The sequence below is a fragment of the Mesobacillus sp. MER 48 genome (genome assembly GCF_023714225.1).
GTDB classification, from domain to species: Bacteria; Bacillota; Bacilli; order Bacillales; family Cytobacillaceae; genus Mesobacillus; species Mesobacillus oceanisediminis_A.
Window position 1 is genome coordinate 1 of sequence record NZ_JAMAUR010000012.1, and the last position, 17535, is coordinate 17535.

General features: G+C 45.7%; 12 protein-coding genes and 2 riboswitches. All 12 genes read right to left on the minus strand.

What is annotated here, in order from left to right; genetic code table 11:
* Positions 1-384 precede the first annotated feature (384 nt).
* A complete protein-coding gene (gene ptsG / locus M3593_RS22135) occupies positions 385-2460 on the minus strand; it encodes a glucose-specific PTS transporter subunit IIBC (protein WP_251544847.1) in 2076 nt (691 codons plus the stop codon).
* 184 nt (positions 2461-2644) lie between these two features.
* Positions 2645-3484 carry a glucose PTS transporter transcription antiterminator GlcT gene (gene glcT / locus M3593_RS22140; protein ID WP_251544848.1) on the minus strand — a complete coding sequence of 280 codons (840 nt, stop codon included), beginning with the start codon at positions 3482-3484 and terminating at the stop codon, positions 2645-2647.
* Between the two features lie 136 nt (positions 3485-3620).
* Positions 3621-4952 (minus strand): NCS2 family permease, encoded by a 1332-nt coding sequence (locus M3593_RS22145; RefSeq protein ID WP_144481320.1) that lies wholly within the window; start codon positions 4950-4952, stop codon positions 3621-3623.
* A gap of 131 nt (positions 4953-5083) precedes the next feature.
* Positions 5084-5185, minus strand: a riboswitch (purine riboswitch).
* An 88-nt stretch (positions 5186-5273) separates the two neighbouring features.
* Positions 5274-6821, minus strand: a complete 1548-nt coding sequence (guaA, locus tag M3593_RS22150) for a glutamine-hydrolyzing GMP synthase (RefSeq protein ID WP_251544849.1) — start codon at positions 6819-6821, stop codon at positions 5274-5276.
* Between the two features lie 136 nt (positions 6822-6957).
* A riboswitch (purine riboswitch) is annotated at positions 6958-7059 on the minus strand.
* A 31-nt stretch (positions 7060-7090) separates the two neighbouring features.
* Positions 7091-9316, minus strand: coding sequence for a transglutaminase TgpA family protein (locus M3593_RS22155; RefSeq protein ID WP_144481318.1), 2226 nt, complete (start codon positions 9314-9316; stop codon positions 7091-7093).
* Positions 9313-10530, minus strand: a complete 1218-nt coding sequence (locus M3593_RS22160) for a DUF58 domain-containing protein (RefSeq protein WP_251544850.1) — start codon at positions 10528-10530, stop codon at positions 9313-9315. The genes M3593_RS22155 and M3593_RS22160 overlap by 4 nt, the downstream gene beginning before the upstream one ends.
* Position 10531: 1 nt before the next feature.
* Positions 10532-11485: an AAA family ATPase gene (locus M3593_RS22165; RefSeq protein ID WP_251544851.1), complete on the minus strand. Its 954-nt coding sequence runs from the start codon at positions 11483-11485 to the stop codon at positions 10532-10534.
* A 215-nt stretch (positions 11486-11700) separates the two neighbouring features.
* The gene (locus M3593_RS22170) at positions 11701-12075 is read right to left on the minus strand and encodes a hypothetical protein (protein ID WP_144481325.1); all 375 of its coding nucleotides are present in this window, start codon (positions 12073-12075) and stop codon (positions 11701-11703) included.
* A gap of 192 nt (positions 12076-12267) precedes the next feature.
* Positions 12268-13704 carry an esterase/lipase family protein gene (locus M3593_RS22175; protein WP_251544852.1) on the minus strand — a complete coding sequence of 479 codons (1437 nt, stop codon included), beginning with the start codon at positions 13702-13704 and terminating at the stop codon, positions 12268-12270.
* Between the two features lie 174 nt (positions 13705-13878).
* Complete coding sequence (locus M3593_RS22180; RefSeq protein ID WP_144481314.1) at positions 13879-14874, minus strand: ABC transporter substrate-binding protein; 996 nt, start codon at positions 14872-14874, stop codon at positions 13879-13881.
* 252 nt (positions 14875-15126) lie between these two features.
* Positions 15127-15603, minus strand: a complete 477-nt coding sequence (locus M3593_RS22185; RefSeq protein ID WP_251544853.1) for a DsrE family protein — start codon at positions 15601-15603, stop codon at positions 15127-15129.
* A gap of 34 nt (positions 15604-15637) precedes the next feature.
* Entirely contained in the window at positions 15638-17464 is a 1827-nt protein-coding gene (locus M3593_RS22190) for a bifunctional metallophosphatase/5'-nucleotidase (RefSeq protein ID WP_251544854.1), read from the minus strand.
* Between the last annotated feature and the right edge of the window lie 71 nt (positions 17465-17535).

Sequence of the window (17535 nt, forward strand, 5' to 3'; positions counted from 1 at the left end):
ATCAAACTCTCCAAGAAAGAGTTATGAGTTAGCTCATAAGTTAAAACGTTGGCTCATGTCTTCTATTAATAGAAGCATGATAATTTATTGTTTGTTGACGCTTGTTTGTTTAGTTTTCAAAGAGCAAATTGTGTGCGCCGCTCAGAAGCGACTTTAATAATTTATCACATCACAGCGTTGAATGTCAACAGCTTTTTGATTTTATTTTTTCATCACCAAAATGTTGTTAACCTGTTCGCGACTGTTTCTATATACTATCACCCGACATGCGCAGAGTCAATACGATTATACCTTGAAATAATTGGGAAAAGTTTCGATTGTTCACTTTCCTTCTGTATATAAAAACAGCTGATCTCCATCCGGGAGACCAGCTGTTTATTTACCTTATTTAGATATCGTAATGATATTCTCGTCTTTCACATCCACATTACCCTCTTTGTTGATGACAATGCTTTCGCCTTCAGATAGATTAGTGAATACGATTGGAGTAATGATAGACGTTGCGTTTTCCTTGATGTAATCAAGATCCACCTTCAATAACGGCTGTCCTTTTGTGACAGTGTCATTTTCAGAAACAAGTGTTTCGAACCCTTGTCCCTTCAGATTAACCGTATCGATACCCACATGAATAAGGATCTCCCGTCCAGAGTCAGAGAGGATTCCGATTGCATGCTTTGTTGGGAAAAGGTTTACGATCTTTCCGTCGACCGGTGAAACAATTGTACCTTCAGCAGGTACGATTGCAAAACCGTCACCCATCATTTTTCCAGAGAATACCTGGTCAGGGACTTCTGTAATTGGTTTAATCTCCCCTTTAATAGGAGAAACGAATGTTTCAGCTGCGGAATCTGCATCATGATGAGTCTGCAATGCTTCCGGATTCACTTCTTCAATTTGCTGCTCAACCTCTGTTGCCTGGTTCGTTTCTACAGGACGAGGTCTTTTACCGCTCATGATGTCCTTCATCTGACCTTTAATAGTCTCTGAACGCGGTCCGAAAATTGCCTGGATGTTGTTGCCGACTTCAAGGACTCCAGCAGCACCCAGCTTTTTCAAGCGATCTTTATCGACGTTGCCAATATCATTAACAGATACACGAAGTCGTGTGATACATGCATCAAGGTGAGCGATGTTTTCTTTACCGCCCATTGCATCAAGGACTTCATATGGAAGGTCGCTAGCTTGTCCCTTCACTCCGCCTTCTTCCCCATCTTCTTCAACTGCTTCACGGCCTGGTGTCATCAGGTTGAACTTACGGATTGCGAAACGGAACCCGAAGTAGTAGATGACCGCGAAGACTAGGCCTACAGGGATTACAATCCATGCGTTTGTCTGCGGGTTGATCAATCCAAACAGAATGTAGTCAATAAGACCACCAGAGAAAGTCATACCGATTTTTACATTTAATAGATGCATTGTCATGAATGATAGACCAGCAAAAATGGCGTGTACTCCGAAAAGCACTGGTGCTACGAACAAGAATGAGAACTCAAGTGGTTCTGTAATACCTGTTAAGAATGAAGTCAGGGCAGCAGAAACCATTAGACCGCCGACTACCACTTTTCTTTCAGGACGTGCTTCGTGATAAATAGCCAATGCTGCAGCTGGAAGACCGAACATCATGAACGGGAATTTACCTGTCATGAATGTACCTGCAGTAAGATTTTGTACGTTATCAGCAATTTGGGCCATGAAGATACGCTGATCCCCGCGAACAACTTCTCCAGCTTGAGTAGTGTACTGACCAAATTCATACCAGAATGGTGAATAGAAGATATGGTGCAGACCGAAAGGAATTAATGAACGTTCAACCACACCAAAGATAAATGCTGATAAAGTCAAGTTTGCGTGAACCATGTTTTGCGAGAATGCATTCAGGCCGTTTTGGATTGGAGGCCAGATAACCATCATTACCAATCCAAGCAGGATGGCTGTTCCTGCAGTGATAATCGGAACGAAACGCTTTCCTGCGAAGAATCCAAGATAGGATGGCAATTCGATTTCAAAAAACTTATTGTAAAGAGCTGCGGCAATTATACCCACGATGATACCGCCAAATACTCCTGTCTGAAGCGTTGGGACACCTAAGATATTTGCGTAGTTCAGTCCGTTGACATCTTCTGGAGTAATGCCTAAGACAGTACCCATTGTCACGTTCATGATCAGGTATCCGATAATCGCAGCAAGACCGGCAACACCCTCACCGCCCGCTAAACCAACAGCTACACCAACCGCGAATAACAGCGGAAGGTTTCCGAAGACAATATCTCCGGCTTTTTGCATGACAGCAGCAACCAGATCGACGCCGCCGTTATTTAAAAATGGAGCAAGCTCTAACAAAGCAGGGTTTCTAAGCGCAGCACCAAGTGCAAGCAGAATACCAGCTGCCGGGAGAAGTGCAACCGGAAGCATCAGCGCTTTACCTACTTTTTGAAGAACACCAAAAGCTTTCTTAAACATAGGAAGACCTCCTGAAATTTTTTCTCTTAAAGCGGTTACAAACATTAAAAAAACAAATAAAAAAGGCATGAGTAAGGTGTATCGAAAAGAAGCATACGGATATAGTACCCATAAAACTCCAATTCAATTACATTCTTTACTCATGCCTGATCGAATCAGTAACACGTAAGATATAACTGCTTATTTAACTTTTTTTCTGAAGCCTTTGCAGATGCATCGTCAGATACACGGCTTCGGCAACGAATACTTGTTTTTTCAAGGTCTGCTGCATCACTTTAATGAGTTTCCACGAAAGATTGTAACACAGAGGGTATTCCTCTTTCAAGAGGGTTGCAAATTTTTCCGGTTCTTCTACTTTTTCTCCGTTATTGACCCTCTCGATGGTAAAACGTATGTGGCGGACAAGCCTCGTATAGTCTATTCCTTCTTTATCGATTTCGACATCCAGGTTTTCTTCAATCATTTGTACCAGTTTTGTCACAAGCTGTGAGTGTTTGTTCACATCAGACAGATTGCGATTCATGATGGCGCTATGGATATGGAGGGCAACAAAACCGATTTCTCCATCAGGAAGTTCAATTCCGGATCGATCCTTGATAAGCTGAACCACTTCTTTAGCAATCTCAAATTCCATTGGATACAGTGTCTTTGTTTCCACCAAAAATGGATTTTTGAACTCCATCCCCTTTGAAATCCTTGTTACTGCAAACATCAAGTGGTCCGTCAAGGCGACATGGATGTGTTCATTCAGCTGGCCAGCTGTCCGTTTCTTGATTAATTCAATGGAAGATATGATTGCTTCGTGCAGGTCATTTTCAACAAAAGGCAAAAGCTTGATGTAGTTTGCCTGCTCTTTTTCATCCTTGAGGACAAACATTTTCTCCGCCTGGCCCTCTTCGATCAGGTCTCCCTTTTTCCGGTTGAAGCCAATTCCCTTGCCAATCATGATGACTTCCCCGAATGTTGGATGGTCAGCAATCAATACATTATTGTTCAAGCCTTTTTTCACTTCGATTCTGTCCATGCCGTTTCCCCGTTTCAGCTTGTTCTATGGGAATATCGTATATAAGGAGAATTTAGAAGTCAATCTGAAGTGTTTACCTGGCAGTCTTCAAATTTTGCCAAAAAAAGATCCAGCGGCATCCGCTGGACCGAAATGTCTATTCTGTTAAAAACACAAAGTATAGAACGAAGATGACGAAGAACAGGTACATAATCGGATGGACATCTTTTGATTTCCCCTTCACGAGCATGGTGATTGGATAAAAGATGAATCCTGCCGCAATCCCAGTTGCGATGCTGGATGACAATGGCATCGCAATCATTGTAAGGAATGATGGTACTGCGATTTCAAAGCGGCCCCATTCGATTTTCCCAAGTGAAGAAACCATCAGTACACCAACGATGATCAATGCTGGTGCTGTTACGGCTGAAGTGACCACTGAAAGCAGCGGGAAAAAGAATAGCGATAACAGGAAGAATCCTGCTGTTACTAAAGAAGCAAATCCGCTTCGCGCTCCTGAAGCTACACCTGCAGATGATTCAATATACGATGTTGTTGTCGATGTTCCGAAGATGGAACCAACAAGGGATGCGATTGAATCTGCAAATAGCGCACGTCCTGCGCGAGGCAGCTTGTTTTCTTTCATTAAGCCTGCCTGATTGGCAACTGCAACCAGTGTACCTGCATTATCAAAGAAATCGACGAACAGGAAAGTCAAAATGATACCGAGCATCGTTGATGTGTAGAAAGATGGATCGCCGAATGCCGTGAAAACTGCTCCAAAGGTTGGCGCTACGCTTGGTACTGCACCAACTACTTTTTCAGGTGTTTCAATAAGATTAAAAACCATACCAACGATGACGCTGATGATAATTCCGAAGAATACCGCACCGTGAATGCCTCTTGTCAGCATGATGACGGTGATTAACAATCCGAAAAGCGCAAGCAATGTGTTGGCGTTTGTCAGGTCGCCTAACCCAACAAGCGTTGCCGGATTATCGACGATGATACCTGCATTCTTCAATCCGATAAAGGTGATGAACAATCCAATCCCTGCTCCGACTGCGTGCTTTAGTTCAACTGGGATGGCATTGATCAATTTTTCACGCCAGCCTGTAATCGTCAGCAGCAGGAAGAACACACTGGAGATAAACACTGCTGCAAGCGCATGCTGCCATGGTGCACCGTGGCTTAGAACAACTGTGTAAGCAAAGAAGGCATTCAAGCCCATACCCGGCGCCAGGGCAATTGGGTATTTTCCGATCAAACCCATAATGATGGAGCCAATCGCCGCTGCAAGAGCTGTTGCCACGAATACAGCACCAGCATCCATTCTCAATGCTTCCGGAAGATCCTTTATGTCTGACAGTGTGAGTACATTAGGATTTACAATCAGGATATACGCCATTGCAAGGAACGTGGTCATTCCGCCAATGAATTCGCGGCGATAATTCGTGCCAAGCTTATCAAACTCGAAATATTTCTTCATTTTTTCTTTTCCCCCTGAATAGTTTCAGGAAATAAGGCCAAAAAGAAAACGCCACGGGTTACCGGGCGTTGACTAAAGGCAATAGCAGAAATGATGGCCAGGCAATACATTGAAAGTATGACAGATTGCCAGCCATGATTTATATACCTCGTAGTCAAGCCATTTACGGTAGCTCGGTAGAAACTTCTGGGCCATATCCCCAAGATTATACGACGAATTATGACAAATTATTAAGTTCAGTTTCATTCTAACAGGACTTTTGCCCTGAGTCAATAAAAAAAACGAACATTTTCATGTCCGTTTTTAATAATTGTTCGTATTTTATTCCCATTCGATAGTTGCAGGCGGTTTGCTGGTGATATCATAAACGACGCGGTTGACGTGATCGACTTCGTTGACGATCCTTGTGGAGATAATCTCAAGGACATCCCACGGAATCCTTGCCCAATCAGATGTCATTCCATCAATGGATGTTACTGCACGGATGCCAATTGTGTAATCATATGTCCTCGCATCCCCCATGACACCTACGCTGCGAATATCCGGAAGAACGGTGAAATACTGCCAGATTTCACGATCAAGGCCCGCCTTCTTGATTTCGTCCCGAAGAATGGCGTCCGACTCACGGACAATCTCCAATTTTTCTTGAGAAATGGCCCCAAGAACACGGATGCCGAGTCCAGGTCCAGGGAATGGCTGACGCCAGACGATTTCATCAGGAATGCCAAGCTCGGTGCCAAGCGCACGGACTTCATCCTTGAACAATGTATTCAACGGCTCGATCAAACTGAACTGCATATCCTCGGGAAGACCGCCGACATTGTGGTGGGACTTGATTGTCTGTGCCGTTGCAGTGCCGCTTTCGATAATATCGGTATACAATGTTCCCTGTGCCAGGAATTCAATGCCCTTAAGCTTTTCCGCTTCATCATCGAAAACATAGATGAACTCGTTTCCGATGATTTTACGCTTCTGCTCCGGATCGGATACACCCTCGAGCTTACTGAGGAAACGATCCTTGGCATCCACCTTTATAACGTTCATGTTGAAGCCATCAGCAAAAGTCTTCATGACACCTTCTGCTTCATCTTTGCGCAATAATCCATGATCAACGAAAATACATGTCAGCTGATCGCCAATCGCCTTATGGATCAATACGGCCACAACTGAGGAATCAACACCGCCGCTCAATGCGCATAGAACCTTCTTGTCTCCTACCTGCTGGCGGATTTTCTCCATTTCGATTTCAATGAAGTTTTCCATCGACCAGTTGCCTTCGCATCCGCACACCTTGAAGACAAAGTTCTTCAACAGGTCATTCCCATACATGGAGTGGCGAACCTCAGGGTGGAATTGGACCGCGTAAAGCTTACGGCTCTCGTCACTCATTGCTGCAATCGGGCAGGATGGATTGACTCCATCTACAGAAAATCCTGGCGGTGACATGGTGACGAGGTCGCCATGGCTCATCCAGACAACCTGTTCACCCGGAGTCCCTTCGAATAATGTGTTCTGGTTATGGAGAGTCAGCAGGGCTTTTCCGTATTCACGGTTCTTTGCCTTCTCGACCTTCCCGCCGAAATGCATTGTCATAAGCTGCATTCCGTAGCAGATGCCCAAAATCGGCAAGCCCAGCTCGAAAATCTCTTCATCACATCGGAAGGCTCCCTCATCATAAACAGAGTTCGGCCCTCCTGAAAAAATGATTCCCTTTGGGTTCATTTCCTTGATTTCAGCCGCTGTAATCGTGTGCGGATGAAGCTCACTGTAGACGCCAAACTCCCTGATCCGTCTTGTGATCAGCTGGTTATACTGGCTGCCAAAGTCTAATACTATAATCATTTCCTGGTCTTGCAGCTCGTTTTTCATAAATTCACCTCATTTAAAATAGACGCGGTACTTCCATTAGATGGTTATGTAAGTAGTATGGCTTGTTACGCATAAAAAAAGCCAGAATCCTGCCATCCAAAAATAATAGGAAAGCAGAATTCCAGCCCGTTACGAACAAAAAGAAGCCTGCCTTCATAGTCAAATCATTTCCGGTGATTTGGTAGATACTTTCGATCCATATTATCGAGGATATATGAAGGTTGATTCTATATAGTTGCACACATTGTATCAGTATAATATTTTAACGGTCAAGCCCCAGATTTCCGAATCATGTTTTCCCAGTGCTTTTTCACGTCCTGCCACATCTCTTCATTCAATTCGCCGCGATAGAGATATTCTTCATACTTGGAGGTGAGTCTTCTCATATCGCTTGTCGAGAAAAATGAATCCACATAATAGGCGTAATCACGCAATGTCTGGCCATCCTCCCGCCTAAGCCCGTATCGTCCAAGCTGCTTCAACAGGGCAATATAGGCTTTCTCCAGGTACTTGTTTTGCTTTTTATACTTATAGAGAAGGATATACAGTGCCGGAAGCCATTTCCCGCGAAGCCTGTACATGATCGCAGCGAACATAGCAAGAACCAGCATTGTCAGCAGAATTTTCCAGAAATTATCCTTCAGGAACGCACCGGCATTTTTCAGACCTTCTGAAAAGGAAACCTCAGGCTTGCCAACCTGTGCCTGTTCTTCCGGCAGTTCCGGCTTCTTTGGCGCCTCTGGTGCCGTTACGTTTTCATCCTTTTCCTCTGTAGTGGATTCAGTGTTGTTGTCGTTGTTGTATTCGAACTGGACATTATTTGAAAATCCTTGAGTCGGTTCGAATGGAACCCAGCCGACACCGGGAAAATATCCCTCCACCCAGGAGTGGGCGTTATTATTTGTGACCTCGTAAAGCCGGCGGCCGCTATCAAGAGTATCGATATAATCCCCTTCGGTATAGCCTTTTACCCAGCGGGCTGGAATGCCAACAGAACGCATCATGACAACCATCGATGTGGAAAAATTGTCGCAATAGCCCCGCTGTGTATCGAACAGGAACTGATCGACATAGTCCTGGTCATCAGCCGGGACAGCAACATCCGTTTGATCGTAGACAAATTCGTTCGAACGGAAGTATTTTTCAATTGCCTGGGCTTTTTCAAGCCACGTCTGTTTATCCTTCGTAATTTCCTCAGCCAGGTTCACAACCCGCTCTGGAAGCGCTTCTGGCACCTGTGTGTATTTTGCCAGGAAAGCCGCATTCTCCTCTCCTGCAATATCCTCTTTCCCAGCCGCCTTGAGCTTGTCGACACTGTAGACAGGATAATCGAATGTGAGTGAGTACGGGCCGAATGACCCTGATTGTCCATCAGGAAGGGAAGTAATTTTCTCTGTCTCGGGATCGAGCATGAACTGCAATGACGAGTAACCTGCAGAAGCCTTCACTTGTTTCACCCCGAGCGGATAGACAAGGTGTGGGTACCCGATTTTCGGAATGACCCTGCTGTTACGCTCTTCTGTTTTCACACCCGCATCGAAAGGCTGCAGCGGAATTGCCTGTTCTGGTAAAAATTCAACTGGTGTTGCCGCTTCGGATTTTTCTGTGATCCATCCTTTTCCCGTATAGACATCTTTCGTTTCGATCCTCCAGTAATGCCGTCCATCTGCTTCTGAGGTAAAAACAACCCGGTCGTCACCGATGAATGGTCCGCCAAGAGCTGAATCATCTGTTCCATAGCCAACCTTCTTAACGCCGCCGCTGCCTTCCCCGGAATCCTGGTTATAGGAGGTAATGAATGGGACAGGGTCCGGCCAGATCGGGTCAGCTTTAGGGGCGGCATAGCCGATCCCCACACTTAAAACAATCATCGCCACCAAAGGAACCATCCATTTTTTCACGCTGTTGAGGTTCTTCTTCACCACTTCCTTGTCAGCAATCCGGTGGTACGACAGCATTCCCAGCACAGCAAAACCAGCAATGACTGTCCGGACAATCGCCGCATCTGCTTCATATGGAGTGAACGTGTCAAGAACCGTGATGTAAACTAACGTCATGAAGAAAAACACAAAAATCTGTTTTCGGTTGATCAGCCAATATTGAATCAGATAAGCCATCAGCCAGAGCAGAGTAAAGAATAACAATGTCCGAAATACATTAGAAATCTCTGTCCAGTCCGCATTCACTATATAAATGGCATTCGACATCGCCTCGGTGAAAAGCTCGGTGAACCATTTCAAACTGAAAAATGTTCCTTCATAATACATGAAGTGGACTGAGTATAAGATGATGATGATTTTCACAAGTGCTCCCGGAATCACCGGCATGTTGAAGTACGACATCATCAGCGAGACAAATACAAAGCCAAGGAAGACACTCAAATGGCCTGTATCAGTCAGTTCCTTTAATGGCCTCAGCCATTCCCATAACAGCAAAAAGCTGAAGATATACAGCAAGAAGAAGGCTGCATCTTTTTTCGGCTTAGCGATTGTCATCCCTTATTCACCTCCGAGAAGGCTTCCGGGAACTGGCCGTCATGTACCATGACAAGCCGGATTCCCCTTGCATTTGCCGATGACCTTAAGTTTATTTCTGTTTTTGACGGTGATTCCTGGCTATTTTTAATCAGGAAAATACTGACCGCTCCGTTTCTTTGATTGTAGAACGCCGCTTTTTCAATCAACTCTTTCGTGAGTTGGGCGGTAACCAGCATGATTGAATTGTTCTGCTGCGCTAGGAAGGTTTCTGCTTCCAGAACTCGGTCGAATGGGACCGGACTGCCATCCTGGATTTTGGCAAGATGGTAGAGAAGCTGCTGCTGCTGGCTCTCCCCGCCGCGGGCAGGAAAAGCCACACGCTCATTGCTCGATGTCAGCAGTCCGACCTGGGCCCCTTTGCGCAAAATCGCCCTGAGGACGGAAGCGGTAAACGAAACGATCACTTCAAATCGCGGGTCCGGCGCACAGTCCATCAAAAGTGTCACATCATGTGATTGCCTTTGTTCGAATTCCTTTGTCATGATATCATTTCGCCTTGCTGTCGCTTTCCAGTTGATCCAGGAAAACCGATCCCCCGGCTGGTACTCACGAACACCAATGGCCATCGATGTATCTCGCTGGACACGCTCCTTCGAGGCAGTCATGCCCTGGTCAAAATGGTGTGCGACCGGGCGGTAAACCAAATCCTGATAAGCAGGATAGACAAGAATCCGGTTTTCAGCCGGCAGGATTTTTTCTTTTTCAATCAAGCCGAGCAAATCTCCCGTCTTCAGCTTGATACCTGTCAGGACATGTTCGCCCCGGGGCAGGTTCTCGATCGAGTAGTCGAAGCTGAATACCCGATTGAATCCCGGGAATACCATGGTATTCGCCTGTTGCAGATCCCGGTTCCCGGCAAGCGTCTCTCCTGCCTGTTCTTCGGCGATTGCGTAAAACAGCGGGAATGGGATATTTCTTTCAAGGACGATGCTCGCCCTGAACTTTTCGCCAGCGTTGTACTCCTGTTTTGTGTATACTCTCTCCGCCTTTATTTCTTTTAAAGAATATAAAGCAAGACTCAGTGCATACAGCCCGAATGGCACGAAGCTGTAAAAAAGGAACCAGCTGACAAAACCGCCCTGGAACATCGCATACGAAAAAGTAAGCAGAATCAAGAACAGCAAAACGATCAGCTTCCATATTTCTTTGAACTTTTGAAAATATAGTTTCATACTATTTCACGAGCCTTTGGATCGGCACAGGCACTCTCGCCATCACCCTGTTGACGACATCCTCAGCGGTGACCCCTTCAAACCTTGCCTCTGATTTCAAAATGATCCTGTGGGCGAAGACATAGGGTGCCAGATACTGGACATCATCCGGAATGACATAATCCCTTCCGTATATGAAAGCGTACGCCTGGGCCGCCTTCATCAAGGCAATCGATCCACGTGGGCTTACACCAAGATAGACACTTGAATGGCCGCGTGTCCGGCTTGCCAGTTCTACAATATATCGCTTGAGCGTTTCGTCGACGATGACTTCTTTTATGCTCTGCTGCAGGTCGCGTAAATCTTCAAGCGAGACCACCGGCTGCAAATCCTCGATTGGAAGATTGCGCTGCGCCCTGTCAAGCACTTCCATTTCCTCATCAAGCGCCGGGTAGCCCATTTTCATTTTCAGGAGGAAACGGTCCAACTGGGCTTCAGGCAGCGGATACGTTCCCTCATAATCAATCGGGTTCTGTGTCGCCATGACAAAAAACGGCTTGTCGAGAATATGCGTTACGCCATCGACCGTAACGCTATGCTCTTCCATGCCTTCAAGCAGAGCTGATTGAGTTTTCGGAGACGTCCTGTTGATTTCATCAGCCAGGATGATGTTGCCCATGATTGGTCCCGGCCTGAACTCAAATTCCATTTCTTTTGGATTATAAATCGAAACGCCTGTCACATCTGAAGGCAGCAGGTCAGGAGTGAACTGGATCCTTCTGAACTTGGCACTGACAGACTTCGCCAGCGCGCGGACCATCATCGTCTTGCCGACACCCGGCACGTCCTCAAGCAGCACATGTCCTCCAGCGAGCAGCGCAATAAGGCTTAACTCCGCCACGTTCCGCTTGCCTGTCATCACCTTATCGATATTACCCAGAATTCGATCAACCGTTGGATTCATCTGGTCCCTCATTGAAATTTCCCCCTTATATCTATTTATCTACGAAAATACGTTTTATTTTTATTTCCAATAAGTCTATATTCTCTATTTTTCTGTCAAAATCCTGTAATTGCTGTTATGAAAATATTTCTGCTTTGCGATAGACGTGAATTCGTAAAAGAAAGTTTCATAAAAAGAGAAAACGGCCTTCAATTGAGAGGCCGTCAACATTTCATCTATTTATCTATTTAGCTTGCAGCCTTTGGAATCGCACCCATGCCCTCGAGAATGATCCTCGCGTCTGTGTTCAAATACGATTCGATATCGCTCCGCAAAAACAGCAGCGAGTGATCCTTGATGACTACCTTCAAACCTCGCAAGTCAAATTTGGATGCATAGTTGTTCACAGCATTAATGACTGCCATGTCCTTCCTGGTTAGCGGCTGTTGGCCGGCTTCCATGCGTTTTGTCAAAAATTCAAGCAACTCTCTGGCATTCGACTTTAAATGGCTGCGGTTCTCATTAAGGATTTCAATGTTCTCTTCCATATACAATCTCGCAGCAGCAAAATCCAATTCCTCGACACGATTGTTGATCCTGGCAATCAAATCCAAAACGTGCATCACTTTCTCCTCCTGATGTTAAAAACTCTGCTTATCTTCTATATCGGACGGCAACTCCGCCACTCCATCATTTATGTGAAAATTAGTCATTAAGACACAGCATAGATAATGGCAGTAGGCAGAACAGGCTATTAAAAGAATTTCATTCCTGTAAATAAGAAACAGCTGGCCCATGCCAGCCGCCCCCTTTGTTTATCTGTGAATCTTTCCATTTTCGTCAACATAGATCGATTCAACGATCGTCCGTTCGAATGGTTTCCCTTTACTGTCAACTCCGGTGACTTCTGTTGTCAGGTTGTAAACGCCAGGCTGGTCAAAATCCCCATCGGCGATTTTGCCTGCTTTAACACCTTTACCTGCTTCTTTGAGTTTCTTTTCATTGTCATGGTCAAATTTGATCCAGTTTGTTTTATAAGAAGCTTTCATCTTCTGGCTTTGGTCTTTTTTCAATTCAATACTAAGCGGGCTATTGATACCAACTACCATCAAGTAGGCAGCGCCCGGCCCGTTTACCTTCCACATCCCAGCCTTTGGCCGATCGACTTCAAACAGGTGGACCCATGCTCCTTTGAAGAAATCACTGCTGTCCTGCTCGATTTTCATCACGCTGTATTCTTTGCCATCAGGACCTTTCAGCTTGAGTGATGGCAGCTTTTTTTCACTCAGAAAAGCCATCTGGAAACGCTCTGCCCCTTCCTCAATGATGAAGCGGTCATTGATGGCTTTTTCCGATTTCCCGCCTCGGACAATCTGGGTTGTATCAGGCTCCGCCACTGCTTCTTCTGGTGAAAATGTACCGGCAGCGGCTGGCTGTGCTGACATTGTATATGGTTTGAATACTGAAAATGTATATGAGCCTTCCCGGACTGTTGTATGGTTCCAGGCTCCTTCCCGGACGATGGTTCCGCCTGGCAAGCGGGAGCTGGAGACTGTCACAACACCATCATTCGAGCCATAACTGCTTAAATAAAGCCCACCCCAGTACAATGCACTGCCAAAAGAGCCCCATTTATAGCCGCCCAGTGTGTAATAACGGTTCTTGGCTGCATTCGCGTGATTATCGGTAATGCTGCGGAAATAACTCATATTTCCAGTCTGCAGTGACCGTGTAGCATCATTATTGCTTCCAAGCAATGCCGCAAGCCACCAGGCAGAACTGCTGTGAGCCAGGTCTGACAGCTGGGTGCCATGATGCGGCGCGGAGAGGGTGATGACATTTGAAACATACTGGTGGGCGCCATAGTGGACGAGCGCAGTCTGTGTGTCAACCCCGCCTTTACTGTGGCCGACCACGACCAGCTTCTTATTGCCGAAATGCTCATAAATTTGCTTTAGCTTTCCGGCCAGCATCGCTCCATTTTCCCACATGTCCTTTTCGGGGTATAAATCGATAAATGCTGTCTGATAGCCATTGGCCAGTGCATTCTCATACATATCATTGCCGTCCCACCACACGGAGGCCGAACTGTTATATCCATGAATGAAGACGATCGGCGATTTAGCCGGATCAATCCAGGAAGGATCTGCCCCCAGATACCATGTGCCTGGAACCCCGGAGGAACCCCCGCCCAGATCACCTGCTTTAGCGGCAACAGGAACCATCAACAATAAAACCATTAATAATGACATAATCCTTTTGCTCCTTCTCAAACTTTACCCCTCCTCCTTTTTACACACATCATTTAAAAATATTAAAAAGCATGTTGGATTAGAAGGGTACTTTGCTTCATTTTGATTGGGAAGATAGTATTATCTCACTTCTTGAACAAGAAGAACCCGCCAACCCGGCAGGCTCTCAGACTATTATTCTCCTACAACTTTTGCGTCCTTCAGCAACTCATCTGTCAGCGTGATTCCTTCTTCTTCAGCTGCCTTTTTATTAACGACCAACTCAAGCTTTTCAGGGTAACCAACCGGGATGTCAGCCGGCTTTTTTCCTTCAAGGATTTCCACCGCCATTTTTCCAGTGGTATAGCCAAGGTCATGATAATCCAGTCCATAGGATGCGAATGCTCCCCGTTTCACTGAATCACCTTCCCCCGCGAACATAGGAATATCTTTATCATTCGCAACTGTGATTACCGACTCAAGCGCCGCAACGACGGTATTATCCTTTGGAATATACAGGACATCTACACGGCCAACCATCGACTCGGCTGCCTGCTTCACTTCAGAACTTGTCGAAATCGTCGATTCAACGGCTTCCAGTCCTTCAGCCTCCAAAGCTTCCTTAGCGTTTTTAACATTCACCACCGAATTGGGTTCACCATTGTTGTAAATAATTCCGACCTTCTTCGCTCCCGGGACGAACTTTTTGATGGCAGCAATGGTATTCTTGATGGCATCAGGATGTGTGTCAGAGGTTCCAGTCGCATTTCCGCCCGGCTTCTCCATTGACTGGACGAGCTCAGCGCCGACAGGATCCGTGATCGCAGTGAACAGAATCGGGATTTCCTTCGTCGCCTGGACTGCTGCCTGGGCACTCGGTGTCGCAATCGCTAAAATCAGGTCACTTTTATCTGAAACAAACTTTTGGGCAATCGACGCATTGTTATTCATGTCACCCTGGGCATTCTGGTAATCGATCTCCAGGTTCTTGCCTTCTTCATAACCGGCATCCTTAAGGGCAGCGATAAATCCTTCCCTCGCAGCATCAAGAGAAGGGTGCTCCACAATCTGGGTAATCCCGATTTTCACCGTCTTTTCCTTCTTCTCTCCGCTCGCCTGGTTACCACCCCCGCCGCACGCGGCAAGCATCAGCATCGCACCACTCAATAAAACAGCCAAACTCTTTTTCATCCTTCATCCTCCCCAAATTCATAAAAATAGTTATGTATCTTCTTGGTGAATGAAAAAGCTGCCAATCCTCCTTAGGAATGTTTTTCTTATTATTTTTAATATTCTGATATTAACACGTGCTAAAATGTCAGACAATAGTAAATTTAAACTTTATTATTATATAAGCAATAATTTTCGGAAGCAATACAAATTCACTTAACTAAAAGGACCCTCATTGATGAGAGTCCTCCTAATATAAAAAGTTATTAATGATCAAGACTGCATATAAATCCAGCCCTGTCGCTGTTTGCGAATCACTTCTGCTGCTCCTGATGGCACTTGGATTGCTCCCTCGACCATATCTTCCATAACATAGCCGTTTTTCGCCATTGAGTTTGCGCAGGCTGCAAATACCACGCCTCGTTCTTGAAGTTTCCGGATACGCTCTTGAAGCTCTGGAGAACTTTTTTCCTTGCTAAGCATATGGATGCCTGCTCCGAAAGCTACCACTTCAATCTCCATTTTGTCCTCACCGATTTCAGAAAGTGAATTTTCAATATTGTTCAAAACTCCAGCCCAAGTGCTTTCATTTGTTCCAGCAGGATCAGAGACCTGCCAGACAACCTGATAATGTCCCTCCGGCGTCGTACTTGGCCGTCCCGTTTCTCCGTCTGTTTTGGCTGCAGCCCAGGAAAGGCCTGTAGTTAAAAGCAATGCTGTCATTACAATAAAGACTATCTTCTCTCGCATGTTGATCTCTCCTATCTAGTAATGGGTATGAATCTTAGTTTTGAATTGTACCGACTCTTTCAGGCACTCCATTCAGTGGCTGGATTTCCCTATTTCCAAAGGCTGGTTCAGGCAGCTTATGAAGTAGCTTAACTCGCCCCAATTCAGGATCCGCCTGATTTTTAGATAAGTATCTTGCCACTACTTCGGTCGCGTCCAGCGGATTGCCTTCAGGACCATTTACTGTCTGAGCATTATCATTGATCTTAAGTCCAGTTCCAATGTCATCCGGCCGGCCTGGATACCAATACCCGGCAACAGTGTACTGTTTGTCCTTATCAAGAGGCTGCCAGATTCTTTTCTTTTGATCAAATATCTCAATATTACTTGCTTTACCGAAGGCAGGAGCATATGGATCAAGTTCATAACGAACACCGCTGTATGCCTGGACCCATCCTCCTGTCCATTTGAATGGATCCGGATTTAGTGAGCCGTTCAGGCTCCTCTCTATCTGGTCGTGAAGCTGGCTCCCTGTTATCGTTCCCTTCGCAATGAAAGGGGCCACCGGGATAAAGTGATAAATATCCTCCAGACGGATATCGCCAGTTGCAACGTGGGTCCCATAACGAAAACCCCGGATTGTGCCAATGTCGGCTCCAGCTTCTTTCCGGAACACATCTGCCAGGAAGTTATGAGAAGAACCCTCCACTACACCCGGCATTTCATGATCAGAAAAATTCCCTCGATAGAGAGGTTTTTTTGCCTCACCAATAACTGTATCAATAGGTTTATACAAAATTGTCTTATTTATTGGATTTTCGTGTGAGTGAAACCCTTTGCCTTTCACAAACATGGCTCGTTCCTTTTCGACTAGTTTTGAAGTGCCTTCATCCTCTTTTATGCTTTCGTCGATTTTATGTAATTCATAGCGCCAGCCTGTAATGCCCTCTTCTCCTACCTGGAGATCAAGCTGCCCGACAGCTATTCCATCATGGCTCACCTCGGAAACAAGGGTGCCTGACTTTGTCTCAATCAGCCTAGGAGTCTCTTCATGCATATCCGCTGACAGAAGAACGTCTACCCCAGGATAGCGGTTTGCCAGCTGAAGATTCTTGGCCAGACCGAGCTCAGAAATCATGATGATTAAGTCTACCTTTTCTTTTTCACGCAATTCATGAATCATTTCAGGCAATTCTTCACCTTCCCCAGTAAACCGGAAACCTTTTGTCGTGCTTGTTCCAACAGTTGGTCCGCGTTCACTTGTAAAACCTACAATTCCCACACTAAGACCAGCCCGCTTGATTACCCGGTAAGGCGGAAGGACCCGCTCACCAGCCTTGTCGGCGTATGGCTCGCCCTCGTAATATAGATTTGCCGCGACAGCTCCCCAGCGCCCATTCTCGAAAAGATCAAGATAGCGTTCGGTTCCATAAAGAAAATCCCAGTTTCCAGAAGCATACCCATCAATCCGCCATTTATCTAAAATATCTGTCATTGCCTTGCCCTCAGTATAAAGTGCCTCTGCTCCGCCATGGAGTGTGTCCCCTATGTTAAACAACAGGTTTTGGGAAGATTCTTTTCTAATTTCCTTGATTACCGTTGCAATTCGGGCAAGCCCGCCCACAGTCCCTTCAAAGTTTTCGGTATTAAGGTTTTTCCTGGGTATAAGATGCCCATGAAGGTCTCCAAGCTGCATAAGTGTCACCGATTTGTCAGCGCTTTCATCCCAGCCCGACTGTTGAATATGCTCTTCCCCCTCCAAAGGATTTGCATGTCTATTCTCTTTTAATTCGGTCAGGTTTGCATAAGCTGTATACCCAGTGGTTAAAAAAGCGACTGTTATAATACTTGCGGCCACTTTACGATAAATGGAAGTCTTCAACTTTGTATTTCCCCCTCAAAAATTTAAATATATCAAGCAATCTTCAAGTCGCCATCTCAATTCCCCTTTCA

Bases quoted from the DNA above. Each gene is read 5' to 3' on its own strand.
- M3593_RS22180 (WP_144481314.1), bottom strand. From the start codon at position 14,874: ATGAAAAAGAGTTTGGCTGTTTTATTGAGTGGTGCGATGCTGATGCTT.
- M3593_RS22155 (WP_144481318.1), bottom strand. From the start codon at position 9,316: ATGACAATCGCTAAGCCGAAAAAAGATGCAGCCTTCTTCTTGCTGTAT.
- M3593_RS22185 (WP_251544853.1), bottom strand. From the start codon at position 15,603: ATGCGAGAGAAGATAGTCTTTATTGTAATGACAGCATTGCTTTTAACT.
- guaA (WP_251544849.1), bottom strand. From the start codon at position 6,821: ATGAAAAACGAGCTGCAAGACCAGGAAATGATTATAGTATTAGACTTT.
- M3593_RS22175 (WP_251544852.1), bottom strand. From the start codon at position 13,704: ATGTCATTATTAATGGTTTTATTGTTGATGGTTCCTGTTGCCGCTAAA.
- glcT (WP_251544848.1), bottom strand. From the start codon at position 3,484: ATGGACAGAATCGAAGTGAAAAAAGGCTTGAACAATAATGTATTGATT.
- M3593_RS22170 (WP_144481325.1), bottom strand. From the start codon at position 12,075: ATGCACGTTTTGGATTTGATTGCCAGGATCAACAATCGTGTCGAGGAA.
- ptsG (WP_251544847.1), bottom strand. From the start codon at position 2,460: ATGTTTAAGAAAGCTTTTGGTGTTCTTCAAAAAGTAGGTAAAGCGCTG.
- M3593_RS22145 (WP_144481320.1), bottom strand. From the start codon at position 4,952: ATGAAGAAATATTTCGAGTTTGATAAGCTTGGCACGAATTATCGCCGC.
- M3593_RS22160 (WP_251544850.1), bottom strand. From the start codon at position 10,530: ATGAAACTATATTTTCAAAAGTTCAAAGAAATATGGAAGCTGATCGTT.
- M3593_RS22165 (WP_251544851.1), bottom strand. From the start codon at position 11,485: ATGAGGGACCAGATGAATCCAACGGTTGATCGAATTCTGGGTAATATC.